23 protein-coding genes, 1 tRNA gene and 1 pseudogene are annotated in these 26,188 nt (G+C 65.5%); 12 read left to right on the top strand and 13 right to left on the bottom strand.

The window, feature by feature from the left end; genetic code table 11:
• Nucleotides 1–201 precede the first annotated feature (201 nt).
• From QZY44_RS14720 to QZY44_RS14745, 6 genes are all read right to left on the bottom strand, one after another.
• Nucleotides 202–462, bottom strand: a complete 261-nt coding sequence (locus QZY44_RS14720; protein WP_295447477.1) for a heme-binding protein — start codon at nucleotides 460–462, stop codon at nucleotides 202–204.
• Entirely contained in the window at nucleotides 380–694 is a 315-nt protein-coding gene (locus tag QZY44_RS14725; protein ID WP_295447545.1) for a hypothetical protein, read from the bottom strand. The genes QZY44_RS14720 and QZY44_RS14725 overlap by 83 nt, the downstream gene beginning before the upstream one ends.
• A 29-nt stretch (nucleotides 695–723) precedes the next feature.
• Nucleotides 724–1,959 carry a flavodoxin-dependent (E)-4-hydroxy-3-methylbut-2-enyl-diphosphate synthase gene (ispG, locus tag QZY44_RS14730; protein ID WP_295447479.1) on the bottom strand — a complete coding sequence of 412 codons (1,236 nt, stop codon included), beginning with the start codon at nucleotides 1,957–1,959 and terminating at the stop codon, nucleotides 724–726.
• Between the two features lie 69 nt (nucleotides 1,960–2,028).
• Nucleotides 2,029–2,883, bottom strand: coding sequence for a DUF4743 domain-containing protein (locus QZY44_RS14735; RefSeq protein ID WP_295447481.1), 855 nt, complete (start codon nucleotides 2,881–2,883; stop codon nucleotides 2,029–2,031).
• Nucleotides 2,880–3,686, bottom strand: coding sequence for a nucleoside triphosphate pyrophosphohydrolase (gene mazG, locus QZY44_RS14740; RefSeq protein ID WP_295447483.1), 807 nt, complete (start codon nucleotides 3,684–3,686; stop codon nucleotides 2,880–2,882). The genes QZY44_RS14735 and mazG overlap by 4 nt, the downstream gene beginning before the upstream one ends.
• Nucleotides 3,687–3,747: 61 nt before the next feature.
• Nucleotides 3,748–3,936 carry a CopG family transcriptional regulator gene (locus QZY44_RS14745; protein WP_295447485.1) on the bottom strand — a complete coding sequence of 63 codons (189 nt, stop codon included), beginning with the start codon at nucleotides 3,934–3,936 and terminating at the stop codon, nucleotides 3,748–3,750.
• Nucleotides 3,937–4,094: 158 nt separating this feature from the next.
• Between QZY44_RS14745 and hemC the strand changes: the two genes are divergently transcribed.
• Both hemC and QZY44_RS14755 read left to right on the top strand, forming a co-directional pair.
• On the top strand, nucleotides 4,095–5,024 hold the full coding sequence (hemC, locus tag QZY44_RS14750; RefSeq protein WP_295447486.1) for a hydroxymethylbilane synthase: 930 nt from the start codon (nucleotides 4,095–4,097) through the stop codon (nucleotides 5,022–5,024).
• Complete coding sequence (locus tag QZY44_RS14755; RefSeq protein WP_295447488.1) at nucleotides 5,021–5,830, top strand: uroporphyrinogen-III synthase; 810 nt, start codon at nucleotides 5,021–5,023, stop codon at nucleotides 5,828–5,830. The genes hemC and QZY44_RS14755 overlap by 4 nt, the downstream gene beginning before the upstream one ends.
• Nucleotides 5,831–6,083: 253 nt before the next feature.
• Here QZY44_RS14755 and QZY44_RS14760 read toward each other — a convergent pair whose 3' ends face one another.
• A complete protein-coding gene (locus tag QZY44_RS14760) occupies nucleotides 6,084–9,155 on the bottom strand; it encodes a type I restriction endonuclease (RefSeq protein ID WP_295447489.1) in 3,072 nt (1,023 codons plus the stop codon).
• Between the two features lie 153 nt (nucleotides 9,156–9,308).
• Between QZY44_RS14760 and QZY44_RS14765 the strand changes: the two genes are divergently transcribed.
• The gene (locus QZY44_RS14765) at nucleotides 9,309–9,515 is read left to right on the top strand and encodes an addiction module antidote protein (protein WP_295447491.1); all 207 of its coding nucleotides are present in this window, start codon (nucleotides 9,309–9,311) and stop codon (nucleotides 9,513–9,515) included.
• Nucleotides 9,516–9,643: 128 nt separating this feature from the next.
• On the opposite strand, the gene QZY44_RS14770 is transcribed toward QZY44_RS14765, so the two are convergent.
• The 4 genes from QZY44_RS14770 to QZY44_RS14785 are packed head-to-tail and all read right to left on the bottom strand — an operon-like array spanning nucleotide 9,644 to nucleotide 14,305.
• Nucleotides 9,644–10,912: a restriction endonuclease subunit S gene (locus QZY44_RS14770; RefSeq protein ID WP_295447493.1), complete on the bottom strand. Its 1,269-nt coding sequence runs from the start codon at nucleotides 10,910–10,912 to the stop codon at nucleotides 9,644–9,646.
• A complete protein-coding gene (locus tag QZY44_RS14775; RefSeq protein ID WP_295447495.1) occupies nucleotides 10,909–11,049 on the bottom strand; it encodes a hypothetical protein in 141 nt (46 codons plus the stop codon). The genes QZY44_RS14770 and QZY44_RS14775 overlap by 4 nt, the downstream gene beginning before the upstream one ends.
• A complete protein-coding gene (locus tag QZY44_RS14780) occupies nucleotides 11,046–12,131 on the bottom strand; it encodes a virulence RhuM family protein (RefSeq protein WP_295447497.1) in 1,086 nt (361 codons plus the stop codon). The genes QZY44_RS14775 and QZY44_RS14780 overlap by 4 nt, the downstream gene beginning before the upstream one ends.
• Nucleotides 12,128–14,305 (bottom strand): class I SAM-dependent DNA methyltransferase, encoded by a 2,178-nt coding sequence (locus QZY44_RS14785; protein ID WP_295447499.1) that lies wholly within the window; start codon nucleotides 14,303–14,305, stop codon nucleotides 12,128–12,130. The genes QZY44_RS14780 and QZY44_RS14785 overlap by 4 nt, the downstream gene beginning before the upstream one ends.
• A gap of 765 nt (nucleotides 14,306–15,070) precedes the next feature.
• On the opposite strand from QZY44_RS14785, the gene QZY44_RS14790 reads away from it, so the two are divergent.
• Together QZY44_RS14790 and QZY44_RS14795 are read left to right on the top strand one after the other, a co-directional pair.
• Nucleotides 15,071–15,691 carry a hypothetical protein gene (locus tag QZY44_RS14790; protein WP_295447501.1) on the top strand — a complete coding sequence of 207 codons (621 nt, stop codon included), beginning with the start codon at nucleotides 15,071–15,073 and terminating at the stop codon, nucleotides 15,689–15,691.
• Between the two features lie 392 nt (nucleotides 15,692–16,083).
• Nucleotides 16,084–16,380, top strand: coding sequence for a hypothetical protein (locus QZY44_RS14795; RefSeq protein WP_295447503.1), 297 nt, complete (start codon nucleotides 16,084–16,086; stop codon nucleotides 16,378–16,380).
• A gap of 90 nt (nucleotides 16,381–16,470) precedes the next feature.
• Here the strand turns inward: QZY44_RS14795 and QZY44_RS14800 are convergent.
• Nucleotides 16,471–16,830 (bottom strand): annotated as a pseudogene (locus QZY44_RS14800) (integrase arm-type DNA-binding domain-containing protein); the annotation flags it as partial.
• A 284-nt stretch (nucleotides 16,831–17,114) separates the two neighbouring features.
• A tRNA-Arg gene (locus QZY44_RS14805) sits at nucleotides 17,115–17,191 on the bottom strand.
• Nucleotides 17,192–17,489: 298 nt separating this feature from the next.
• Between QZY44_RS14805 and QZY44_RS14810 the strand changes: the two genes are divergently transcribed.
• The 7 genes from QZY44_RS14810 (at nucleotide 17,490) to QZY44_RS14840 (ending at nucleotide 26,132) form a co-directional block, all read left to right on the top strand.
• The gene (locus tag QZY44_RS14810; protein WP_295447507.1) at nucleotides 17,490–18,608 is read left to right on the top strand and encodes a hypothetical protein; all 1,119 of its coding nucleotides are present in this window, start codon (nucleotides 17,490–17,492) and stop codon (nucleotides 18,606–18,608) included.
• Nucleotides 18,609–18,702: 94 nt separating this feature from the next.
• Nucleotides 18,703–21,987 carry a DEAD/DEAH box helicase gene (locus tag QZY44_RS14815; protein WP_295447509.1) on the top strand — a complete coding sequence of 1,095 codons (3,285 nt, stop codon included), beginning with the start codon at nucleotides 18,703–18,705 and terminating at the stop codon, nucleotides 21,985–21,987.
• 394 nt (nucleotides 21,988–22,381) lie between these two features.
• Nucleotides 22,382–22,843, top strand: a complete 462-nt coding sequence (locus QZY44_RS14820; protein WP_295447511.1) for a methylated-DNA--[protein]-cysteine S-methyltransferase — start codon at nucleotides 22,382–22,384, stop codon at nucleotides 22,841–22,843.
• An 11-nt stretch (nucleotides 22,844–22,854) separates the two neighbouring features.
• The gene (gene xerD / locus QZY44_RS14825) at nucleotides 22,855–23,751 is read left to right on the top strand and encodes a site-specific tyrosine recombinase XerD (RefSeq protein WP_295447513.1); all 897 of its coding nucleotides are present in this window, start codon (nucleotides 22,855–22,857) and stop codon (nucleotides 23,749–23,751) included.
• A 197-nt stretch (nucleotides 23,752–23,948) separates the two neighbouring features.
• Nucleotides 23,949–24,431, top strand: coding sequence for a YajQ family cyclic di-GMP-binding protein (locus QZY44_RS14830; RefSeq protein ID WP_295447515.1), 483 nt, complete (start codon nucleotides 23,949–23,951; stop codon nucleotides 24,429–24,431).
• Between the two features lie 93 nt (nucleotides 24,432–24,524).
• A complete protein-coding gene (locus tag QZY44_RS14835) occupies nucleotides 24,525–25,274 on the top strand; it encodes a DsbC family protein (protein ID WP_295447517.1) in 750 nt (249 codons plus the stop codon).
• Nucleotides 25,275–25,334: 60 nt separating this feature from the next.
• The gene (locus QZY44_RS14840) at nucleotides 25,335–26,132 is read left to right on the top strand and encodes a protein phosphatase 2C domain-containing protein (RefSeq protein WP_295447520.1); all 798 of its coding nucleotides are present in this window, start codon (nucleotides 25,335–25,337) and stop codon (nucleotides 26,130–26,132) included.
• Nucleotides 26,133–26,188 lie beyond the last annotated feature (56 nt).

The following is a 26,188-nucleotide window of genomic DNA, read 5'->3' on the forward strand; positions in this document are numbered from 1 at the left end:
TAGGTCGGGTTAGCGAAGAGTAACCCGACATTTCGGTGCCGCATGTCGGGTTACGGCGCGCGTTAAGCCTCTGTCCTGTCAACAGATGCCGTGCCCCGCGCGCCTAACCCGACCTACGGGATCGTGCAAAATGAGCGTGGCGGCGGAATGCCTCTTACAATCTCCGGCGCGTGGGAACGAGACGGAAGACGCCTGGTCCGGCTACTGCTTGCGGTCCAAGTCCTCTTGAATCTTGGCGATGCCGGCCAGGGCGCACTCCTCGTCGGCCTCACCGGCCGGCGAGCCGCTCACCCCGACCCCGGCCACCAGGACGCTCCCGCCCATCAGGACCGGCACCCCCCCGGCGGACATCAGCACCCCGTTGAGATGGCCGATGGCACTATTGGCCCGCTCCCGCATGGCGGAGGTAGCGGCGCTGAAGTTGGCCGCGGTCTTGGCCTTCTGTTCGCTGAGATTGGCCATCAGCGGGGCGGCCAGGGTGTCGCGCAGGGGTGACCTGGACGGTGCCGGCGCGATCGACCACGGTCACGGCCACCTCGAACCCCTTGTCCCGACAGGCGGCCATCGCCCCCTCTGCGACCTTGAGGGCGGCGCTCAGGGAGAGGTGCGGCAGCTGCACCAGCAGGGGGTCATCGGCCAGCGCGGGGGTGGCGATCAGCAGGGCCGCGGCGGCGGCACACAAGGTCTTGGTCATTGTCGGGTCCTCTGTGATGGGGCGGGCCATTAACCGTAACGCCGCTCGATGTATTCGTCCACCATGCGCTTGAACTGGCCGATGAGGTCGTCCCCCTTGAGGGTGGCCGCCTTCTCGCCGTCCACGTAGACCGGCGCGGCCGGGTGCTCCCCGCTCCCGGGCAGGCTAATGCCGATGTTGGCGTGCTTGCTCTCGCCGGGGCCATTGACCACGCAGCCCATGACGGCCACGTGCAGGGTCTCCACCCCCGGGTAGCGGGTGCGCCACTCGGGCATCTGCTCGCGCAGATAGGTTTGAATATCCTGGGCCAGGTGCTGGAAGGTGTCGCTGGTGGTGCGACCGCAGCCGGGGCAGGCCGTGACCATGGGGGCGAAGGAGCGCATCCCCATGGTCTGGAGGACCTCCTGGGCGACCTGGACCTCGCGGGTGCGTGCCTCCCCCGGGGCCGGGGTGAGCGAGACGCGGATGGTGTCGCCGATGCCCTCCTGCAACAGCACGGCCAGGGCTGCGGTGGAGGCCACGATGCCCTTTGAGCCCATGCCGGCCTCGGTCAGCCCCAGGTGCAGTGCATGGTCGGTGCGAGCGGCGAGCATCCGGTAGACGGTGATCAGGTCCTGTACACCGCTCATCTTGCAGGACAGGATGATGTGGTCCTTGGGCAGGCCGAGTTCCACCGCGCGGGCGGCGCTGGCGACGGCCGATTCGACCATCGCCTCATGCATGACCTGATCGGCCAGCTTGGGGGCGGCGGAGCGCGCGTTGGCGTCCATCATGCGCACGATCAGCTCCTGGTCCAGGCTGCCCCAGTTGACGCCGATGCGCACCGGGCGGTCATAGCGGGCCGCGATCTCGATCATGGTGGCGAACTGGCTGTCGCGCTTCTCGCCGCTGCCGACGTTGCCGGGATTGATGCGGTACTTGGCCAGGGCCTGCGCGCACTCCGGGTAATCGGTCAGCAGCCGGTGGCCGTTGAAATGGAAATCGCCGACCAAGGGCACGGTACAGCCCTCGGCGTCGAGCTGAGCGCGGATCGGCGCCACCGCGCGGGCGGCGGACTCGGTGTTGACGGTGATGCGCACCAACTCGGAACCGGCCCGCGCCAGGTCCGCCACCTGGCGCACGGTGGCGGCCACGTCGGCGGTGTCGGTGTTGGTCATGGACTGGACCACGACCGGCGCCCCGCCCCCGACGGTGAGCGAACCGATGCGCACCGGGACCGTGGCACGCCGCGGGAGCGGGGACTGGGGGGGAGAGACTGGATTCATGCTGACCTCGCCGTGGAGCGGCCTGGGGGACTCGAAAAAAAGCCGTACAAAGATGAACCCTGCGGGGCTTCAGGGCAAGTGCGAGCGTAACCCCTGAATGATCGGCAGATAGTCCGGGTGCTCCTGATCGATGCCGCCATGCCGGACCAGGAAGTCGATCACCACCAGGTTGCAGTTGAGTTTGAACTCCTCGGTGTTCCGGACCAATTCTGCCACCGCTGCCAACGGCAGGCGGGTGAATGACTCCACCTCCCCGTCGGTGCAGCGCGGCACGAAGTCCGCCGGTAGTTCCAGGTCGTAACAGAACATCACGTCCGGCTTCAGCCCGTCGCGGGCCTCCCGGCAGTAGGTCACGGCGCCCACGGCTACGGCCTGATCCGCGAGCGCGGGGCCGATGTCGGCCTCCTCGCGGCACTCCTTGCGCAGGTTCTCGCGCAGCCCGACCCCGTGGGGCAGGCCGCCGGCCACCAGGTTATCCAGGCACAGTGGATAGACGCGACGGTCGGCCGAGCGACGGCCGATCCACAGCTCAATCCCGCGCGCCGTGCGCACGAAGCCGTTGAGGTGCTGACCGAAGGCGCGCACCCCGAACCAGGGGGCGGCGGTGCGGTCGATCAGGCAGCGGGCCTGGTCACGGCGACCCGGGGTCACGGCGTAGCGCTCGCCATGCAGGTGGGCGATCAGGCCCTCAGCGACCAGGGTCTCAACCACTCCCGCCAGGCACTGCGAGCGCGCCGCGAACCCGGCCGGGGCACCGACCCAGTCGACCCGATCGGCGTCCACGCGAAACTGGTCGGGCCAGCGCCGCAGCTCGGCCGCAAAGACCGGCCGCAGCGAGCCGATGCGCTCACGGGCCAGGGTCCAGGGCAGAAAGCCGGCCGGGTCCCAGGCGTTGCAGGCGCGGACCTTCTCGAGATAACTCATGATCCATCCGCCTTGGCGTCTTCCCACAGGCGCTCCATCTGCGCACGCACGGCCGGTCCCGGCTGCAACCCCTGGGCGGCGAGCCCCGTCTCGATCCGCGCGAAGCGCCGTTCAAACCGATGGTTCGCGGCGCGCAGGGCCTGCTCGGCATCCACCCCCAGATGCCGCGCCAGATTGACGCAGGAGAACAGCAGGTCGCCGATCTCATGCACGCGCGCGGTGGGGTCGACGTGTTCGGCGAGCGTCTCACGGCACTCGTCCAACTCCTCCTGCACCTTGTCGAGTACCCCGGCGATGGCGTCCCAGTCGAAGCCCACCCGGGCCGCCCGCCGCTGGAGCTTTTCGGCACGGACCAGGGCGGGCAGCGCTTGGGCGACCCCGGCCAGGACGCCGACGGGGGCGCCGACCGCCCCCGGGTCGCCCGCCCGTTCTCGGGCCTTCTCGCGCTCCCAGTGGGCACGTACCGCCGTGGTGTCCGCGAGTGCCGCATCCGCGAAGACGTGCGGGTGCCGGCGGACCATCTTGTCGCAGATGGCCCGTACCACGTCCGGGAAGGCGAAGGCCCCCTGCTCTTGCGCCATGCGGGCATGGAAGACCACCTGGAACAGCAGGTCCCCTAACTCGTCGCGCAGGTCGGTGAGTGAGCCGGACTCGATCGCCTCCGCCACCTCGTAGGCCTCCTCCAGCGTGAAGGGCAGGACGGTGCTGAAGGTCTGGGCCAGGTCCCAGGGACAACCGCCCGCCGGGTCGCGCAGGCGGGCCATGATGGTCAACAACTCGTCGATGGTGGTCTTGTCGGGCATGGGCTTAGCTGATTCGAGGGCCTATCGTGGATCGCAGGGACGCGCCGGAACTGAAGTTCCATCAGCGCCGTATCGGCGGCGGCAGCGGTTCGGCCGTGCTGAGGCTATCGGCCCACGCCTGCACCGCCTGGTGGTCGATGACTTGGCCAGCGTCCACCTCGGCCAACGCTTCGCGGGTCAGACGGCTGCGCTCCTGTTCCTGGTCGACCTTCTCCGCCAGCAAGATCGGAACCTGTGCGGTCAGCGCCATGGTCTTTGCCCTCTTACCAATTCCCTCAAATCATAGTGATTAAGAACGATTGATACAACAGAAGGTGCCGTCGGCCATGCGGGAGGCGCGAACGCCCCGCCTTTTCCGGCTTCCTGTTAGGATATGCGGCTTCGCCGAGCATCTGAGTATTTAAAACCATGTCCGAGACCTTGCGCATCGCCACCCGCAAATCACCGCTCGCCATGTGGCAGGCCGAGCACGTGACCGCCGCCCTGACGGCCATCCACCCAGGGTTGCGGGTGGAGATCATCGGGATGTCCACCAAGGGCGACCGCATCCTTGATGCGCCGCTCGCCAAGGTCGGCGGCAAGGGCCTGTTCGTCAAGGAGCTGGAGCAGGGGATGCTGAGCGGCGAGGCGGACATCGCGGTGCACTCGCTCAAAGACGTGCCGGTGGAGCTGCCCGAAGGGCTGCACCTGGCGGCGATCCTGGAGCGCGAGGACCCGCGCGACGCCTTCGTCTCCAACCGCTTCGCGTCGCTGGACGAGCTTCCCCAGGGCGCCTGCGTGGGCACTTCCAGCCTGCGCCGCCAGTGCCAGCTCGCCGAGCGCCGCCCGGATCTGCGCATCGAACCGCTGCGCGGCAACGTCAACAGCCGTCTGGGCAAGCTCGACGCCGGTGATTACGACGCCATCATCCTGGCCTCGGCCGGGCTGATCCGCCTGGGTTTCGAGTCGCGTATCCGCAGCCGCATCACCGCCGAGCAGAGCCTGCCGGCCATCGGCCAGGGCGCCATCGGGATTGAGTGCCGCACCGACGACCCACGGGTCAATGCGCTGATTGCCCCGCTGCACCATCATGAAACGGCCCTGCGCGTGCGCGCCGAGCGGGCCATGAACCTGCGCCTGCACGGGGGTTGTCAGGTGCCGATCGCCGGCTTCGCGACCCTGGCCGACGGGCGTCTGCACCTGCGCGGCCTGGTGGGCGACCCGGACGGCTCGCGCACCCTGCGCGCGGAGGCCGAGGGTCCGCAGGAGGACGCGGAGGCGCTGGGCACGGCGGTGGCTGACGCGCTGCTGGCCCAGGGTGCCGGGGAGATCCTGAGCGCGCTGCACGACGCGTCATGAACGCAGGCGGTACCCTCGCGGGGCTCGGGGTCCTGGTGACCCGGCCCCAGGCGCAGGCCGCGGGTCTGTGCCGGCTGATCGAGTCCGCCGGCGGTCGGGCGCTGCCCTTCCCGACCATGGAGATCCAGCCGGTCGCCGACCCCGCGCCGGCGCGCGCGCTGCTCGCCCAGGACTGGGACCTGATGGTCTTCACCAGCCGCAACGCGGTGGACCTGGCCCTGGCACTGGGGTGCGACGCGACCTGGCCGCGGGTGGCCCGGCTGGCGGCGATCGGGCGCGCCACCGCGGCCGCCTTGAGCGCCGCTGGGCGCGCCCCCGACCTGGTCCCGCCCGAGCGCTTCGACAGTGAGGCACTGACGGCCATGCCCGAGTTGGCCGCCATGGCCGGCCGGCGGGTGCTGATCGTGCGCGGGGAGGGCGGGCGCGCGCTGCTCGGGGAGGTGCTCAGTGAGCGCGGCGCACTGGTCGAGTTCGCCGAGGTCTACCGACGGGTGCGCCCGACCGTCGACCCAGGCCCCTTGCTTGAACAGTGGCCGACGCAGGTGGGCCTGGCCATCGCCACCAGTGACGAGGTGCTGCTCAATCTGGTCGAGATGCTGGGCGCCGCCGGGCGCGACCTGCTGCTTGCTACCCCGCTGGTGGTGATCAGTGAGCGCACCGCGACGACCGCGCAGGGCTTGGGCTTTCGCCGGGTGCGGGTGGCCGAGCGCGCCGAGGACCAGGCGATCGTGACGGCCTTGGGCGCGCTGGCGGGGGAGGCCGGCCGCGGTGAGCCTGTGAAGGTATTCGGAGCGTCTCCGACGTAGCCCGGATGAAGCGCAGCGGAATCCGGGGGGGGCGCAGACACGCAAGGAATCAGTGGCTTGCAGCGGCGACCCGGATTCCGCTGCGCTCCATCCAGGCTACGGGACTACGGTGTACTCGGGTACCTCGGCGGCGGTCAGCATAGGCGAAGTCTAATCCAGCGGAGTTCAATGGTCGCCCTTCGCGTAGGCCAACACCGGGGCGCTGTGATCCAGGTCACCCGGGGCTTGGTGCTGCCCTGGGAACCGGCGGCAGTCAATGCGCTTCATCTTTTTCCCGTACACGGCGAAAGACCTCCCGCGCCAAGTGATCCTGTGCCGCGGAGCGGAACTCGGCGTCGGTCATCACCCGGGAGAAGATCTCCTCGTTGCCCTCCATTCGGGCGATGAACAGTTCATCCAGCATGCGATCAAAATAGGACGCGAAGTTCGCGAAGTTGTTGGCACGGGCCGCTTCCGCGATGTGCTCATTGTCTTCCGCCGACGCCCGTATCTGGTCGAAGAACAGTTGATCCGCCACGGTAAAGTCGGTGCCGAAACGCTCGTTGAGGAGATCGATCAGGCTCGATAGGGCAACCGCCTCATCTTTGACCCCACCAGTGCCCACATCGGTCGGCCCCTTCAGTGGATAGGCCTCGCCCGGCGCGAGGTTGATGGAGCCCTCGGTCATCTGTTGGAGCCGGAAGAACCGCAGCGCCACCTCATCATCGAGAGCGAAACCCTGACCATCACCCGGCGGCGGGAGCTTTGCCAGCAGGTTCCGCACGAAGGCGTAGAGCCGTTCGAGGTCGCTATCCTGGTAAGGGATGATCTGCGACAGAAAGCCATAGAGATTGCGATAGGCCGTCAACTGGCCGCGAAACGTCTCGCGTTCATCTTCCTCCCGCTCCTGGAAGCGCTGCACGACGGCATCGAGCACGGCGTTCATCACCCGATGATCGCTCGCCGAGTGGTCGCGCTTGGCGCGATACCAGACCTTGGCGAAGGCGGTCACGTCCGCGGGTGTGAAGATCGCCCATTCGAGCAGGCGGTGTTGCAGCTCGGAGAGTCGCTGGGGATCGGCGTTCTCGCCGACGGGCGTCGTCTCATAATAGGGCTTGAACGCCTGGTAGATGTCGTCCTCCTCGTTGACGAAATCGAGCACGAAGGTGCGCGACTTGCCGGGCGCGATGCGGTTGAGCCGCGAGAGGGTCTGTACCGCCTGCACGCCGGCGAGCCGCTTCACCACATACATGGTCTGCAACAGGGGCTGATCGAAGCCGGTCTGATACTTCTCCGCCACCAAGAGCACCCGGTAATCGTCGCGCTCGAAGGCCTCCGGCAGCGCGCTCTCAGAAAGACCGCCGTTCATCGAGACCTCAGTGTAGGACGCGCCGGGGTCATCCGGGTCTTCGACCGTGCCCGAGAAGGCCACCAGCGAGCGAATGCCGGTGTAGCCCTGATCCTTGATGTAACGGTCAAAGGCCAGCTTGTACTTCACGGCGGCCAGGCGGGAGCCCGTGACCACCATCGCCTTCGCCCGCCCGCCCAGCTCGTGCATCACGTAGAGCCGGAAATGCTCGACGATGACGGTCACCACCTGCTCGATATTGACTGGATGCAGCTCCAGGTAGCGTGTCAAGGCCTTCGCGGCCTTCTTGCGCGGTACATTGGGGTCGTCCTCGATCTGTTTGATCAGGCCGAAGAACCGCTTGTAGGTGCTGTAGTTGGCGAGCACATCCATGATGAAGCCTTCCTCGATGGCCTGGCGCATGCTGTATTCGTGGAAGGGTGAGGCGCCGGAGGGGCCCGGCTCATCGAACAGGGCCTTGGTCTTGAACTTCGGTGTGGCAGTGAAGGCAAAGAAGCTCAAGTTGGGCTGCCTGGCCCGCTTCAGCGCATCGCGGAGCACCGCCGCCTTCGTCTCATCGGAGAGGTCGCGGTCCTCCTCGTCGGAGAGCTGGGCGGCAATCGCCGCCTCGATCCCTTCCTGGTTCAGCATGCCCCGCAGTGCCGTCGCGGTCTCTCCGCTCTGGGACGAGTGCGCCTCATCGACGATGACGGCGAAGCGTTTGCCCGCCGTATCGATCTGGACGCCCGCGCCCTTCTTCTCCAGCGTCGACAGCGCCCGGGCGATGAAGGGGAACTTCTGAATGGTCGTGATGACGATGGGCGTGCCCTGGGAGAGTGCACGGGCGAGCTGCTGGGTGTCCTCGTCGATCTTCTCGACCACACCGGTCTTGTGCTCGAATTGGTAGATGGTCGCCTGCAACTGTTGATCGAGCACCCGCCGGTCGGTGACGACGATGACCGAGTGAAAAACCTTCTGATCCTGGGCATCGTGCAGGCTGGCCAACCGATGCGCGAGCCAGGCAATAAAGTTCGACTTGCCGGAGCCGGCCGAGTGCTGGACGAGATAGTTCCGGCCCGCCCCATGGGCCTTGGCGTGGGCGGCGAGCTGGCGAACCCCGTCGAGCTGGTGATAGCGCGGGAAGATCATCATCTCCCTGCGCACGGTGCGTACGCCCTTGCTCGTCGTGACCTGGCGCTCCTTCACCTCCAGATGCATGAAGCGTTGCAGGATCTCCAGCAGGCTGTTTGCCTCAAGCACCTCGTCCCACAGGTAATGGGTCTTCCAGTTGCCCGCCACCGGCGGGTTGCCCGCCCCGTGATTGTTCCCCCGATTGAAGGGCAGGAAATGAGTCTCCTTGCCATTAAGCCGTGTGGTCATCCACACCTCGTCCGGGTCCACGGCGAAGTGAACCAGGGCGCGTTTCTTGAATGCGAAGAGCAGATCGCGCTCATCCCGCTGGTGCGCGTATTGATGCATGGCATCGGCGGCGCGCTCCCCGGTGAGCGGGTTCTTGAGCTCGCAGGTGACGACGGGGATGCCGTTGACGGCCAGGGTCACGTCGATGATGCAGCGGCGGTGCTGCCCATCCGCCCGCTTCAGCACCGAGGTAAAGGCGACCTGGCGGGTGATGGTCAGCCGGTTCTTGGCGTAGCTCGCCGCCGCCTCGGGGTTCATCGCGGTGTTCGGCCGGAAATAGGCCAGCCGCAGGGTCTTGCCGTAGCACTTGAAACCGTGTCGCAGGACGTGGAGCGTGCCCTTGAGTTCCAGTTCTTTGGCCAGGCTGTCGAGCACGGTCGCGGCGGTCTTGCCTCCGAGCAACGACTCCAGCGCCGCCCACTTGGCCGGCTGGCTGTCTTTAAGGAAGCCGGTGACATCGTCCGGGAAAAGGGCGAGCGCTTCGTCATAGGCGGTCGGACTGCGCGTCTGATAGCCGCCAGTGCTGGTCAGACCGGCCTCGATCGCTGTCTCGAAATCGCGTTCTGTGTGGGCGGACATGCCGAGTTTCCCCAAGTGTGTTCATCAATGATAACTTGGCCGCATGGGGGCCATCGTGTCTGGGACCGCGCGCGCTCCCCTCCCGCGTAGCAAACTTGCCCTCATGTAACCGTTCGATTACGATTACCCTATGGTCACGATGAGGACTGAGCGATGAGCGAGAAGATCCGCATTGCCGATTTGCCCGAATTCGACATCACCGAACACCTGGAAGACGACCAGGCCATCGCCGAGTATCTGACTATCGTGCTGGAAGAGAACGACCCGGCGGCCTTCGCACAGGCACTCGGAACCGCTGCCCGCGCGCGCGGCATGACCGAGATCGCCAAGGCGAGCGGGATCGCGCGCGAAGCCCTCTAGGCCCTGCGCGCCGACGCACAGCCGCGTTTCGATACTATCAACCGCGTCTGTCATGCGCTGGGCGTCAAGCTGGTGGCTCAACCGATCGAGACGTGACGCGGGACGGCAGATGATGGGGGCATCAAGGGTCATCGCAGATCCGCAAGCTGCCCTGTGACGACTGCCGTGATCAGAGCACTACGGAACTCGGCTAGAAGCGTAATCGTGCGATCGATCTTATCCATTTGCTCGGACATTTGTCCAAGCTCCAAGCCAAGAGCGGCAAGTATCCGAGCGATCTCATCTCTTGGCGGCAGCGGAATCGGAAGATCGGCGACGACAGTCCTCGAAATTGAAGCGAGATTCGTGGATTGAACAGCACGCCTGAAGAAGTGGAACTTCGCATACGCGGCTTCCGTGCATCGCGCGACCCATTCTGGATCTAGCGCATTTAGTCTCACGGCAAAGACGTGATTTTGATGCAAGCAGGGAAAAATTTGACGTCTCCAAACCGCCCCTCGCCCAAGTTTGTCATTGTCCCCGCCTTCGTTCATTAGGATGTCGCCATTCTCAAGAGCGTACTTCTGGACGTCATTAGCTCTGACTTCAATCTCTGCGATCTCGTTCAAGTCCAACCAACCGTCTTGGACGTTCGCGACCCGAAGGTATGGCAACACCACCGTTTCCTCGTTCGAGTAGGACTTGCCCTTGGTGATGCCGGAACGAACTTGGCCAAGCCGCTTCAATGGTACCGGCTCCCAATGCGCGGGGATGTCGCCGAGCCAGTCGATGCCCGAGGGTTTCATGGGGGCGTCGGGGTTGAGGCCCTTGGTGACGGCGCGGGTGATGAGTGCCTGGCGCTTCTCGGCCAGCCGGTCTAGCAGCGCGCGCTTCTTCTCGATCAGGCCGTCGATCCGCGCGGTCTTCTCATCCAGAAATCGTGCAATCCTCTGTTGCGTGTCGAGCGAGGGCTTCGGCACCATGAAGTTCGCATAGCGCTCCGCGCTGACGTTTTGGATTGTCGATTGAATGAGGTTTGAGTCGATATCAGCCCAATAACGTGTGCTCTGAAGATACCAGTAGATATACCGCGCATCGAATTCTGCTGAGCTGCGCAGTCGGATCAAATAACCTGCAAAGCACGCTCTACCCCAGTCCTCTTTATAGATTAGAGACTTGCCAACCGTAGCGCCGCTGCGAGCCAATAGAATATCGCCTTCCTGAAGCAGGTAAGGCTCTGCAACGCTGGGTGGGAGGGAACGAAATGTCTCTTCCCGCAATAGACCGTTGGAATCAACATCCGTGATCCGGACAAAACGAGGCCAATCGGGATCATCAAACTCAGCTGCGGCGTTGGCGCCGTATTTGAGCGATTCGGTTGACGTGAACTTTAGACGGATTTCGCCAAAGACGCTCATGTGATGAGCCCCTTCAGCAACCCGGCAATCTTCCCTTCAAGCGTCGTAATGTCCGTCTCGATCTGATCGAGCGGGCGCGGCGGTTTATAGACATCGAAATGCCGGTTGATCGGGACTTCGGAGTGAACATTGGTCATGCCTGCCCCTCTCCACCTTGGCCTTTGCCTGCGGACTTCTGCGCCGGTTGCTTCCGCGCGGCACCGAGCAGTTCTGCCGACGCCTTCAAATCCTCGATATAGCGGGCTTCGGCCTCGGCCTCAGCGGCGAGGCGGCGGCGCTCGGCGAAGGCATCGTATTCCCGGTTGGCGTGGTCGAGTGCGTCCTGGTGGCTGATGCGACCCGCGCCCTGGAGCACGGGCAATTCGGTATCGTGCAGGAACTTGTCGAGAAAGCCCTCCCAATCGCCCATGCGGATGTCCTGCCGACGCTGGGCGCGGAATTCGGCCTGATCGAGGAACATGACGGTAATCCGGTTGAGGGTGTCGATTTCCTGGCTGTCGAGGTAGTTCTTGGCGGTGCCGACATCGCGCTTTAGTAATTGGCGCCCTTTCCAGTTGGTCGCTCCCATGTTGGGCTTTTCGGCAATGGCCCGCTCGTAAACGATCTCGGCCGCTGTCAGGCCGGTGGCGGCGAAGTGCATCTTGTTCTGCACGGCGGCAAAAAAGCGCTGGGTTTCGCGCTCGCCTTCGCGGTAATCGCTGGCGAGGGCGAAGATGTCGCGGATACGCTGGTAGACTCGGGCCTCGCTGGCGCGGATGTCGCGGATGCGGGCAAGGAGTTCATCGAAATAATCCACTGGGCCGGCGGTGCCTTTGAGCCGCTCGTCATCGAGCGTGAAGCCCTTGACCAGGTATTCGCTGAGGCGCGCGGTGGCCCACTGCCGGAACTGAGTGCCGCGGGTGGAGCGCACACGGTAGCCGAGGGCGATGATCATCTCCAGGTTGTAATGGTCGAGGAGACGCTTGATCTGTCTCTTGCCTTCGGTCTGAACAATTAAGTATTTCTTAAGAGTTGCCTCTGGCCGCAGCTCTTCCTCTTCGTAAATGGCTGTTATATGTTGGTTTATGTTGGGGACCGAGGTGCCGTAGAGCTCGGCGATCTGGCGCTGGGTCAGCCAGACGGTGTCGCCTTCGAGCAGGACACGAATCGGCGCGGCGGCATCGTCTGCACGGTAGATCAGCAGGCTGCCCCCCGGATTTTCTTGCTCTTGCCCGCTCATGCGATCAGCCCCTTCAGCAGCCCGGCGATCTCCCCTTCCAGTTGACTGATGTCCGCCTCGATCCGATCGAGCGGGCGCGGCGGTTTGTAGACATAGAAGTGCCGGTTGATCGGGATCTCGTAACCGACCTTGGTCTTCTCATAATCCACCCAGGCATCCGGCACATGGGGCAGCACCTCGCGTGCGATGTAGGCGTCGATCTCACCCCGGAAGGCCGCTATCAGCCGGTCGTTGGGCTTGTCCGGGCCGAAGTCCATGGGCAGCGGCAGCGCGGTGCCGGTCGGGAGTGGAATGTTCTCGGTGTCCCGCAGCTCGCTGTCGGGCTCCGCTTGGCCCTTGGCGTCGCGGCAGATCGCGGCGCCCGGGTCGCGCTCGCCCAGCGCAGCGAAGATGGCCTTCTTGATGGGGGCCGGGAGCTTGAGCCCGGCGCGCTTCGCGGCCTTCGTCAAATCGGCATCGAAGACCGCCCGATCCCGATAGCGCCCCTTGCCTTCGAGGGTCCCGACCGCGGCGCGGATGGCATCCTGGAGCTTGCGCCCCTCCTCGATCTCCCGTTCCACCTCGCCCTTGTCCTTACGCTTCTTCGATGTGGCCAGGTTGGCAAAGGCGGACTGGTCGTCGAGCCGGGCGATGCGCTCGGGGTTGGCCGCGAAATTCATCCGCAAGGGGCGCTCGACCGTCACCTTGAGGAAGCCGAATTCGCGGTTCTCGAAGAGGCGGGAGATGACGCGGGTCTCGGTCTGTCCGTCGATCTGGACCACGGCCGTCTCGCCGTCCTGGTAATTGCCGTAGACGCGGGCGAGGTGGCGAATCTGGTCTTCGGTGATCTCGTTGCGCTTGTTGTTGAGGCTCTTCTTCATCTTTTGGAAGAAGTGGGTGCCGTCGATGAGCTGTACCTTGCCGCGCCGCTCGGTGGGCTTGCGGTTGGTCACCAGCCAGACGTAGGTGAAGATGCCGGTGTTGTAGAAGAGCTGGTCCGGCAGGGCGACGATCCCCTCGAGCCAGTCGTTCTCGATGATCCAGCGGCGGATCTCGCTCTCGCCCGAGCCCGCGCCGCCGGTGAAGAGCGGCGAGCCGTTGAAGACGATGGCGATCTTGGAGCCGGGCCGGTCCTCGTCCCCCTGCGTATAGGGGTACATCTTGGAGATCATATGCTGGAGAAACAGCAGCGATCCGTCGTTGATGGCGGGCAGTCCCGCACCGAATCGGCCGGCGAAACCCAGGGTGTTGTGCTCGTGCTCGAGCGCGTCCTTCTGGTCCTTCCATTCGACGCCGAAGGGCGGGTTGGCCTTCATGTAGTGGAAGTGCCAGCCCTCGAAGCCGTCGCGGGTCTTGCCGTCGCCCAGGGTATCGCCGAGGACGATGTTGGCGGTGTCCTCGTCCTTGATGAGCATGTCGGAGCAGCAGATGGCCCAGGCTTCGTCGTTGTACTCCTGGCCGTAGAGGGCAAGCTGCGCCCGGTCATTCTGGGAGAGGATCAGCTTCTCGGATTCGGAGAGCATGCCGCCGGTGCCGCAGGACGGGTCGTAGATGGTGCGGAAGATGCCGGGCCTGTAGACATCCTGCTCGCCGGTGTAGATGAGGTTCGCCATCAGGCGGATGACCTCGCGGGGCGTGAAGTGATCGCCGGCCTCCTCGTTGGCCTGTTCGTTGAAGCGCATCACCAGGTGCTCGAACACGTAGCCCATCTGGAGGTTGTCGATCCGCCTGGGATGAAGATCCACCTCGGCCATGGCCTTGACGATGGTGAAGAGGCGGTTGCTGGCGTCCAGCTTCTCGATCTGGTCGGCGTACTTGAAGCGCTCGAAGATGCGCCGCGCGGTGGGCGAGAAGCCGTTGATGTAGGAGACCAGGTTGGGCGCGATGTTCTCGGCGTCGCCGAGGAGCCGTGCGAAGGTGTAGGGGCTGGTGTTATAGAGCGGGTGCTTGCGGTTCGGGTCGGCGGCCTTGCCGAGCAGCCGATCCATGGCCGCCTCCGGCATCTGCTGGGCCTCCAGTTCGCCGCGTCGCTTGAGAACGGCATCCTTGGTCGGTTCCAGCACGCAGTCGAGCCGGCGCAGGACGACCATGGGGAGCATCACCAGGCGATATTGCGGCGGGCGGTAGGGACCCCGGAGCCGGTTCGCGATCTCCCAGATCTTGGCCTTAAGGTCTTCGTGCGTTTGAATGTCCACGGATGGTCGTCCTTCTCGTTGGTCGCTGCCACGCATCGATGCGTTGCATGCTTCAGGTGCACCGCGCTCGCGGCGGTGGCGTTCTTCTTCTGGTCAAGCAGCATGCGGACGACGGTACGCGGGCGGGCTTACCGGGCCCGGAGGTGCGCTGTCCCGGGGGTCGGCGATGGGCCGGATTATGGCCAATCTCCGGCCCGCTGACCATTGCGACGCCCCAATTCGGATGCGGGCTGACCCAGGGTTTCCTCTCCTCCTCGGATGTCGCAGGGGACCCAAGGACGGCGGCGGGGGAGTTGCCGCCGTCTTCCAGGGACTCCGGGAAGCGCGGGTCCGTGGCCGGCTAACGCTCGGGGGACTCCATGGAGCCTGGCAGGGAGGGGACGGAGTCCTCGGGGGACTCCGCGGACGACTCGCGGAAGACCATGAAAAAATAAAACAAACAATATTTTGCATCATCCTTCCGCGAACCCCGACCCCAGGGGAGTCCGTCGATACCTCCAGGGACTCCGCGACGCTCTCGGGGGAGCCATGGAACTATCCCAGGGTCTAAAGGCGCACCCCAGGGGAATCCATGAGCAGCCCCAGGGAACTAGCGGAGATTCCGGGGTAGTGCGTCGGTATCCCCGGACTATACTTGAATTGCGCAGGGGTGTCGGGGACTGTCTCGGTGGACACCATGCCAAATCCATTGCCTCCACCGCGGCGCCTGGTTCCATCCTGCGAGGACCATCCGTTTAACCGCGAACGATAAGGAGTGCAGCCAAAATGTCTAACTCCGATTTCATCCCTAACTCGGACCACGACTTACTGGTTTGGGCGGAAAATTTGCATGCCAAGCTGGCAGCCAATCCCGCCGCCTATGGTGTGACCGCCGAGGAGGTCGCTATCTTGGGCGGGGCAAATGCCGATTTTCGTGCCAAGAATGCCGCAGTCGCGGAGATCAACACCACCGCCAAGCGGATCACCGCCGAGAAGGATCACAGCCGGGGGACCCTCATGTCCCTGGGCCGGGGACTCGCGCGGCGTGTGAAGGGGCATGCGGGTTATACCGAGGCAGCGGGTGCCGACCTGGGGATTGTCGGCCATAAGATCAGCTTCGACCCCGCCACGGCCAAGCCCATCCTGAGCGGCACCGACAAGACCGACGGCGCGGTCGAGTTGCGCTTTCCCAAGCTCGGGACCGAAGGCGTGAATATTTACTGGCAGCGCGAAGGGCAGACGACTTGGCTCCTGGTGGGGCACGCCAACCACTCTCCCTACACGGACAGCCGCCCGCTGCTCGAACCCGGCAAGACCGAGTTGCGCCGCTACACGGCAGTCTATGTGATCAACGACAAGGAGGTTGGGCAGTTCAGTGATGTCGTCGAGATCACCTGTGCCCCGTGATGGGCTTGATCATCACTGCGGCCACCCGGCACCGATAGGGTGATGGCTTGCCCCACTACCGAGTTGTGCCGTGCCGTTGGAGCGCTTTAGCAGGCGCATCGTGACACTGCTGCGGCAGTGTCACGCCTGTACTGGGCGCTCCGCGCCCTGATATCTCACGCAAGATCGCTTTTTCTCCGAGTCTCTGCGCGCCGCGGGTTCCGACCGGGACGCATTGCCGCTTGCCGAGCCCCTGCCCAAGCCGGTCGTCGGGTTAGGCGCGCCCTTTCACCCGCGCCACCCGTGCTGACGGTAGCGTGCGCGGTAACCCGCCATGGCGCTGCCGTCGGGTTACGCTTCGCTAACCCGACCTACACGCTCGACGCTGACCAGATAGCCGCTTAGGAGTAATCATGACAAACGTCATTCGCCTCGTCGATGCTGACGGCACCGACCAGCGACACATCACCGCGGAGATCACAAGCACGGGAGACCTCCTGTTGTCCGGGCAGGATCTCGGCCCGCTCGTCCGCGAGGTTTGGGGGGATTCGGACTACGAGTACTGGCTCACAGTCCCCGCAAGTGAGAAGGACCGGGTGCTGCTGATGCTCCTCGAAATCGCCTATGCCGGAGACGAGCAAGCCGTTAACAAGCTACGAGAAGCCCTTGATTCCCGAGGCATCCCCTGCAAGTTCGATTCCTACGCCTAAGCGATACCCGAGTCGGGCAATGACCACCGCAAAGCGCGTCAGCTAACCACTGCTTCGGGGGGGAATACCTGCCCACAGGCTTGCAGGGCTCTATGGGCGGTTTCCAGTGCCCCCCCAAGCTTCAATGCGACGGACCACGGCCAGCAGGTCAGGGGCGGTTATCCCGCCCGTCGGCCGGGGGCCGATCCAGGGGAACACGTCAACCTCGAATCGACGGATGATCTTTTCAGCATGGGCCGGTACCCACTTCGTGGGGTTCCGCCCGAACCACTCAGGGGTGATGGCCTCGAAGGTATCAATCCCCGCGGTCTTGGTGGCCTTGCGCGCGGCGCTTGGGTCAATGTCTTTGGCGATCGGTTCGCGGGCTTCGTCGCGCCGGGTGCGGGCCGCTTTCAGGGTCACGCCTGGGTAAGCGGCCAGCGCCATCAGCTTCTCTTTACCGTCCATGCGGTACTTGAAGCGTCAGAGCTTGGTGCCATTCGGGTTGACCAGCAGGTAAAGCCCGCGCTCGTCCGCCAGCTTGTAGGGTTTGCAGTGGGCTTGGCGTTGCGGATGGCGGTATCGGTCAGGGGCATGGGGGTATCCCTCTTTTGCGGGGCCGGGATACCCCCGTGGGTACCCCCAGATGCGCGGGCTGCTATGGGACTACCTTAGACCGTCTGACCCCTCAGAGCAAAAAAAGGCGGCAGAAACGAGAGCTTCGGTGCTTCCTGGAACTGTCTGAAACGGCGATGTGGTGCCCTCGGCGGGATTTGAACCCACGACCTATCGCTTAGGAGGCGATCGCTCTATCCAGCTGAGCTACGAGGGCGGACGGATGGACGGGACCTGCGGTAAACTCGTCAGGCGGGTCACGCACCGGGTCCTTAGTGTACCGCATCGCCGAACCAGTCAGCGACCGCACGATGCCTGACCAATCCGGCCACCCGGCCCAATTGGCCGCTCAACAGCGTGCTGGGGCCTGGGCCGGTGTGCCCGCGTGGCGACCCGGAGCTATCTGGTTGGACGTCCGCTCAACGGGGGGTGACTGCGCCGGCGTTGCAATTGTTGCAACCCCGAGAGAAATCCGGGATCATGGGTAACCACCACTGAATGGCGTAGGAACGACCATGGCCGAGCCCCAGGAACGCACAGTCCGAGACGACCCCTTTGCACCCGATTTGTCGCTGCAAGAGCGGCTGCATGCACTGGAAGCGGCCTGGGGGGAGCCGCTGCCCGGCCAATCGGGGGCGCAGCGGCAGTTGGCCGAGCAGGCGGCGGCCTTGGCGGCACTCGCCGCCGAGGCCGCAGCCCAACGGGAGCGCTTGCGAGACCGGGAAAAGGCGCTGGTGGAGCGGATCGCCGATGTGGATGATGACCGCCGCCTCAACATCGCTCAATTGCAGCGTGAGTCGAAGTCGCAGCGCGAGGAGTTGGAGGCCCGGCTGCGCCGCCATGGTCGGGTGACGGTCCTGGCGCTGTGCCTGGCCGTGGCCGGTAGCGGCTTGGTCGCCCTGTACGCGTATTGGCGGACGCCCGTGGCCGATCTTTCTGCGGAGGTCGCTACCCTGCGCCAGGACCTGCAACGGCTCTCCGGTATCGCGCGGCAGGATACCGAGCTTCAGGACCGGCTAACGGCCATCGCCACCGTGGTGGGGCAGGTCTCGGGCGGCGTGGTGCAAGACCCAGCCCTGGCGGCCCGGCTGGACCAGCTGGCGGCCGAACAGGGTCGCCAAGGGGCTGAACTGGTGGGCGTGCAACGCAGCCTCCAAGCGGTGGTCGCCGGGATGCCGTCGAAGGTCGGGCCGAGCGTCGACCCTCAGCCGGCGAGCCCGTCACGCCCACTCAAGTCCGCCGCGTCGGAACCCATCCCCGAACCCGCCCCGAAACTTGCCCCAGCCCCCATCCCGGCACCCATCGCGGAACCCGCTCCGCAACCCGCCCCGGCATTGGCGGGTAAACATCAGCTGACGGTCACCGACCGCCCCTTTGCCCTGCAAATCAGCGGCGGCTACCATCTGGACAAGATCCTGGAAATGGCTGCCGGCCCGAACCTGCCGGCCCGGGTCTATGTGTACCAGGACGTCCGGCGGGGGCGGCCCTGGTTCGTGCTGATCCACAGCATCTACAAGAGTAGGGCGGATGCCCAGGCGGCAGTCGGGCAATTGCCCCCGCAGCTGCGCCCGTGGATCCGCTCCCTGACGCCGGGGGCTGAACTGAAGATGATCGAACCGCGTTCCGATAACTGAGCGTTCCGGGTCTTTCTTCCCCGCCCCATGGGCAAGGGCCCCGGAACAGGCGACAATGGACGGTCGCTGTTGACGCCTGATCTATCTGAGTCCCATGCCCCGCCCCCTGACCCGAGACGACATTCGCCACGCGATCGACCTGAGTTCGTTCAACCGGGGTCTCGGCTATTTCCGGCAAGGGATGGTAATCGATCTCGCGGAGGAGCGGCGCGACGCCGACGGGATCAGTCTCCAGGCGCGGGTGCGTGGCAGCGGCGGGCGCTTCTATCGCCAGTCCATCTTCATCCCCGCGGACCCTGACAAGCGCGACATCACGGGCTCCTGCGGCTGCCCGGTGGGCTACAACTGCAAGCACGTGGCCGCTGCCTGCCTCGCCTTCGAGGAGCGTGAGCGCCAGTTCCAACCCACCGACGGCAGCGCCGCTACCGAGTTCCTGAAGCGCTGGCTCACCCGGGTGGTGGCGGCCGGTGAGACCCCGGTCACGGTCGCGGATGCGGAACGCTTGGTCTATGTGCTCCAGCCGAGCCCCACCGACAGCCAGGGAGTCGCCGTGGAACTGCGGGTCGCCAAGCCCCTGCGTCGCGGCGGGCTCTCCAAGGGCCGCCAGGCGAATCTCTATAACCTGCTGCACGGGTTCTCCACGCCTGAGTATCTGGCGGCGGTAGACCATGACATCCTGGGTATTCTGCGCGCCTCCGCCGCCGGTCAGTGGATCACGAGCGTCCCTTTGAGCGGACTAAACGGCCAGTTGGCCCTGCTGCGGATGGTCGCGACCGGTCGTTGCCATTGGCAAGGCAGCGAGGCGGCACCCTTGGTAGCGGGTCCGCCGCGGGATCTCACGATCGGCTGGCGGGAGGGTGCCGACGCACTGCTGAGCCTGGTGCTGACCGTGACCCCGGCGGCCCGGCTGCTGCTCCTGGACCCGCCGCTGTATCTCGACGGCACGCAGCACCTGGTGGGCCCGGTGCAGGCCCAGGGCTTGAGCTGCGCCCAACTGCGCGAACTGCTGGCCGCCCCGCGCCTGCGTGCCAGTCAGGCGCAGGCCATCGCCCGCACCCTGGTGCTGGAGTTCCCCCAGTTGCCCCTGCCGCCCCCGGTGCCGGTGCCGGTGGCTGAGGTCGTTGCGGCCCCGGCTGTCCCCTGGTTGACGCTGAGCTGCGAACCGCTGACGGGCATCGAGACCGACCTGCTCAGCCTGGATTTCGACTATGCCGGTCATCGCGTCCCCGGCCTGCCGGCGGTGTCGCACAGTGTGCTCGCCGCTGACGGCGGGACGGTACGCATCCGCCGCGATCTGGACGCGGAGCATGCCGCCCTCGACACCCTGGCGGGGCTGGGTTTCGTGCCGGTCGAGACCGTGCGCCCTGGCGGTCACCGGCTGCTCCCCGCCGCCACCAATCCCATTGAGCGCGCCGGGCACTGGTCCGCGCTGCTGCGCGACGGTCTGCCGGTCCTGGAAGCGGCCGGCTGGCGGGTGGATATTGCGTCGACCTTCCGGCTACGTTTCGAGGCGGCGGACTGGGACCTAGAGGTGGAGGAGGCCCCGGAGGTTGGGGTCAACGACTGGTTCGGCCTGCGCTTCGACCTGGACATCGGTGGGCGGCACGTCCCCCTGCTGCCGATTATCGCCCCCCTGCTGGAGCTGGGGATGGGCGCCGAACTGCCGCAGATCATCAGCCTGCCCCTGGACCCCACGGGGACCGACGCCGCCGCGGCCCATCGCTATGTCGATCTGCCCGCGGCGCGTCTGCTGCCTTTCATCGAGACCCTGCGGGACCTCTTCGACCGGGCCGCACCGGGGGCGGACGGGCAATTGCGGATCTCGCGTTTTGACGCGGCGGCGCTCGCCGACCTGGAGGCCCAGGGGTATGCGATCCGCGGGGCCGAGCGGCTGCGCGAACTGGCCCGACGCCTCGCGGACTTCACCGGCATCGAGTCGATTGAGCCGCCCGCCGGGCTGACCGTCGAGTTGCGCCCCTACCAGCGGCGTGGGCTCGACTGGCTCCAGTTCCTGCGCGCCTGGGACCTGGCCGGTATCCTGGCGGACGACATGGGGCTCGGTAAGACCATCCAGGCCCTGGCCCACCTGCTGGTCGAAAAGGAGGCCGGGCGGCTCGACCGCCCCGCACTGGTGGTCGCCCCCACGAGCCTGATGGGCAACTGGCGACGGGAGGCGGCGCGCTTCACCCCGGCCCTGCGTACCCTGGTACTGCATGGGTCCGAGCGGCATGCCTCCTTCGAGCGCATCCCGAACTATGACCTGGTGCTGACCACCTACCCACTGTTGTCGCGGGACCAGGAGCATCTGCAGGGGCAGTCCTTTCACTCAGTGATCCTGGACGAGGCCCAATCGGTCAAGAACCCCAAGTCCCAGGCCGCTGCAGTGGTGCGCGCCCTCAAGGCCGATCATCGCCTCTGTCTGACCGGTACCCCGATGGAGAACCATTTGGGCGAGCTGTGGACCCAGTTCGATTTTCTGCTGCCGGGCTTTCTGGGCGACCAGGCCAGTTTCAAGCGCAATTGGCGCACCCCGATCGAGCAGCACCGCGACCAGGAGCGCCATGCCCGCCTGGCCCAGCGCGTGGCCCCCTTCATGTTGCGCCGGCGCAAGCAGGACGTGGCAACCGAACTGCCGCCCAAGACCGAGATCATCAAGAGCGTCACCTTGGGCGAGGCCCAGTCGGCGCTCTATGAGGGCATTCGGCTTTCCATGGAGCAGCGGGTGCGCGATGCCATCGCCGCCCAGGGCCTGGCGCGCAGCCATATCACCATCCTGGATGCGCTGCTGAAGCTGCGCCAGACCTGCTGTGATCCGCGTTTGTTGAAGCTGCCGGCGGCCGCCCGGGTCAAGGAGTCCGCCAAGCTGGAGCTCCTGATGGACCTGGTGCCGGAGCAATTGGAGGAGGGCCGGCGCATCCTGCTGTTCTCCCAGTTCACCAGCATGCTCGCGCTGATCGAGACCGAACTGGACGGGCGCGGCATCCCCTACGCCAAGCTCACCGGCCAGACCCGCAAGCGCGACGAGGCCATCGACGCCTTCCGCTCGGGAGCGGTGAACCTCTTCCTTATCAGCCTCAAGGCTGGGGGCGTGGGGCTCAATCTCACCGAGGCGGACACCGTGATTCTTTACGACCCCTGGTGGAACCCCGCGGTGGAGTCGCAGGCGGCGGACCGCGCCCATCGCATCGGCCAGGACAAACCGGTCTTCGTCTACAAACTGGTGACGGAGCAGACGGTGGAGGAACGCATCCTGACGATGCAGGAGCGCAAACGCGCGTTGGCTGCCGGGGTCTATCAGGAGTCGGCCGGAGAGCCGGACTTGGGCTTCAACGGTGCGGACCTGCAGGCCCTGTTCGCCCCCTTGGGGGCAGCGGGCTAAGTGCCACCGGGCAGGACGCTCGACTTGACAAACCTCGTCGCCATTGTTCACGCACCGGCAGCTTGTGCACACCCTCCGCCGTCGGCGAAAGTCGTACGAAATGGGGCGGCAGGATGGGGTAAGGGCTTGACAAATGATCGTAACTGGCTGTTATTGCGATTTTCTTTTCAGTGGGCGCGTCCGGCCCCTAAAGAAAATGAAGTCGGAAATGAGCGACTTGCCGAGGGCTTCAGGACATTCGTCCACAGAGTTATCCACAGGTTTGGCACTGCGGACCGCATCCCTGCGTCGTGGTCTTTGCGGTCCTCGCGCCGGGTCATGCGCACGGCACTTTCTAGGCTCACGGATCTCCGCTACCCTGCACCTGTCGCCGACTGTTTGACCGAGATGCCACATGCCCGAGGCCGTGTTCGCTACCCCCATGGGCCCCATTGGTCTGCACTGGACGGGGGAAACCCTGACCGGGGTGGACCTGGATCCGCTACCCGCCGCGTGCGGCGCCGGTGTGGCTCCGCCGACGCTCAGGCGCCAACTGGAGGCGTATTTTGCGGACGGTACCGCGCCCTTCGACCTGCCCCTGGAACTGGGCGGCACATTCTTTCAGCGGCGGGTCTGGGCGGCCATCCGCGCCATCCCGCCGGGGGCGACCCGCACCTATCGGGATCTTGCTCACGAGCTGGGCAGCGCTCCGCGGGCCGTGGGGCAGGCGTGCCGGGCCAATCCCTGCCCTATCGTGGTGCCCTGTCACCGCGTGGTGGGGGTCACTGGGCTGGGCGGCTTTGCCGGGGATAGCACCGGGGGCAAGCTCGCGTTCAAGCGCTCGCTGCTCCGACACGAGGGGGTGGTGGTTGACTGAGGGGTGGCGCCATGGCGGATGACCGGGCGGTGATCGAGGGCTTTGCGGATATCCTCTGGATGGAGCGGGGCCTGAGCCAGAACACGCTGGCCGCCTATCAGTCGGACCTGCGCGCCTTTGCCGTGTGGATCGAACGCGAGCGTGGGCATTGCCTGCTCCAGGCCGATCGACTGGATCTGCTCGACTATCTGGCGGTCCTGTCGGTGGCGGGGCGTAAGCCGCGCTCGGCGGCCCGGCTGCTGTCCTGCCTGCGCCAGTTCTATCAGCACCAGGTGCGCCAGGGTGTGCTCCAGGAGGACCCGAGTGCGCGGGTGGATGCCCCGAAGCTTGGCCGGCCCTTGCCCAAGAGTCTCACCGAGGCGGAGGTGGAGGCCCTGCTGGGGGCGCCCGACCCGGCGGACTCGCGCGGCCATCGTGATCGCACCATGCTCGAGGTGCTTTATGCCGGGGGACTGCGGGTGACCGAACTGGTGACCCTCACCTCCGGTCAGGTGAGCCTGACCCAGGGGGTGGTGCGGGTGATGGGCAAGGGTAGTAAGGAGCGACTGGTGCCGCTGGGGGAGGACGCCGTGGACTGGCTCGCGCAGTTTGTGCGCGGACCGCGTCAGGACTTGCTGGGCGGACGCGCGAGCGACTTTCTGTTTCCGACCAGCCGCAGCGACTGCATGACCCGTCAGGCCTTTTGGCAGCTCATCAAGCGTTACGCCATCCAAGCCGGGGTTGTGAAGCCACTCTCGCCCCATACCTTACGCCATGCCTTTGCCACCCACTTGTTGAACCATGGGGCGGATTTGCGCGTGGTCCAGATGCTGCTGGGCCACAGCAGCCTGTCGACCACCCAGATCTATACACACGTTGCTCGGGAGCGCTTGAAACAGCTGCACGCGCGGCACCATCCACGCGGATGAGTCTGGTCCGGGATCAGTGCTCACGGCAAGACGCCAAAGTTATTGAGTGTGTTAGCAGCGTCGGGCGGTTCATCCGGTGGGTGGACGCAGTGTTTTTTTCTTGGCGTCTTGGCGTCTTGGCGTGAGAAAATACCCGACAGTTTTCCCCGCCGCCGTCCGGCGTATAGATATAACATAGAGTCAAGGACTTAACTGCCATGCCCTCGTTTGACATCGTCTCCGAGATCGACCTCCAAGAGGTCCGCAACGCGGTCGATCAAGCCAATCGGGAGACCTCCACCCGCTTCGACTTCAAGGGCGTCAAGGCGACCTTTGAACTCGCCGACGGCAAGGTATTGATGGCCGCCGAGCAGGAGTTTCAATTGCAGCAGATGATGGACATCCTGCGCCAGAAGCTCGTCAAACGCGCGGTCGACCTCAAGGCCCTGGACGTCCAGGAGCCGGCGATCACGCTTAACGCCGCGCGTCAGGAGGTGCTGCTCAAGGAGGGCGTGGACAGCGATACCGCCAAGTCCATGGTCAAGCGCATCAAGGGCAGTAAGCTCAAGGTCCAGTCGCAGATTCAGGGGGACCAGGTCCGGGTCACCGGCAAGAACCGCGACGACCTCCAGGAGGCCATGGCCCTGTTGCGCGGAGAGGATTGGGGTCTCCCGATCAAATTCAGCAACTTCAGAGACTGAAACCACATTCCACCCCCCAGTTCACCCCCAGGTCCGGGCGCGCTGCCGCCGCGTCTCCCGTCCTCCACCGCTTGCGCAGACTGAGAAACCACTATGCATTTCCGCCGTTCGCTCGCCGCCGCCGCACTGATGCTCGCCGCCGGCGCCCTGTTCGCCGCTTCGCCCGAGGACGCCACCATCCGCGCGGCCCTGGCGAAGGCCGCCCCAGAAATCAAGATTGACAGTATCCAGCCGTCCCCGATCAAGGGCCTCTACGAGGTGATGGTCGGCACCGAGATCATGTATGTGACCGCGGACGGCCGTTACTACGTGGACGGTCGCATCCTCGACCTCGCCAAGCGGGAGGACCTGACCGAGCCCCGCCTGACCGGCGTGCGCAAGCGCCTGGTGGATGGTTTGGGTGAGTCCCAGATGATCGTCTTCGAACCCTCGGTGTCGGCGAAACACACGATCACGGTCTTTACCGACATCGAGTGCGGTTACTGCCGTAAGCTCCACAGTCAGATCGCGGAGTATGGCAAGGAGGGTATCCGCGTGCGTTATGTCTTCTTCCCGCGCGCCGGCAAGGGCAGCCCGGCCTACAAGGAGGCCATCTCCGTCTGGTGTGCCGGTGACGCGGCGGCGCGCCGCGCTGCCTTGACCGCGGCCAAAGCGGGTCAGACCATTGAGGAGAAGACCTGTGACAACCCGGTGGATGCACACATGGCGCTGGCGCAGAAATTCGCCCTGCACGGGACCCCGTCGATCGTCACCGAGACTGGCGAGATGATCGGCGGCTACGTGGAACCCAAGCGGCTGGCGGCCAAATTGGCGGGCGATGCCGCGGGCGGCCCGGCGAACTGAGCGTGTGCGGGGGTTCGCTTGACCGAGCCCAGGTCTGAGACCGACCAGGAGCGGGTCGCGATGTGGGCTCATCCAGTGCAATACGCTTGGCGTACCGACCGTGGGCGCGTGCGTCAACAAAATGAGGACGCGCTCGCTGTCCAGGCCGATCTGGGCTTGGTGGTGGTGGCCGACGGGGTCGGCGGGGCCAGCGCCGGTGAGGTGGCGAGTCAGTTAGCCGTCGACACGATCCGCGAGTGCTTCCGGCGCCAGTTGCTGCCGTGGACGGACGCCGAGCAGGCCGCAGCGGTGGTCGAGGTGGCGGTGCAGGAGGCCAACCGGGCGGTCTGGCAACTGGCCCAGACCAAGCCCGATTGCGACGGTATGGGAACCACCCTGGTCCTGGGTTTCGCGGGTGCGGGCTGGCTCGCCTATGTCAATGTGGGCGACTCACGCCTCTACCGCCTGCGGGGAGAGCGCCTGGAGCAACTCTCGCACGACCACTCGTTTATCCAGGCGGTCGTCGATCAAGGGCTCTTCCGCAGCCTCGACGACGCCCGGCGGGCCGGCATCGGGGAGCATATCCTGACGCGGGCCTTGGGCATTGCCGCGCAGCTCAGTGTCACCTGCCGATTGACCGATTTGCGCGGCGGCGATCTCTACCTCTTCTGCACCGACGGGCTCACCGGCATGGTGCCGGTGGATGCCCTCTGCCAACTCCTGCGCGCCGTCGGTACCAGCGCACTGGACAGCGCTGCCGAGGCCCTGCTGCGGCTCGCCAACGCACGCGGTGGGACCGACAACATCACGCTGGTCTTGATGCGGGTCGGCGAGCCGCCGGCTGACGCAGGACTGGACACGTGTTGGCCCCCAACCTGACGGCCATCCATTGCGTCAGTCACTGTTGACCGTTTAACGCGACGATGCCGATAACC

This window comes from uncultured Thiodictyon sp. (genome assembly GCA_903837595.1).
Classification (GTDB): domain Bacteria; phylum Pseudomonadota; class Gammaproteobacteria; order Chromatiales; family Chromatiaceae; genus Thiodictyon.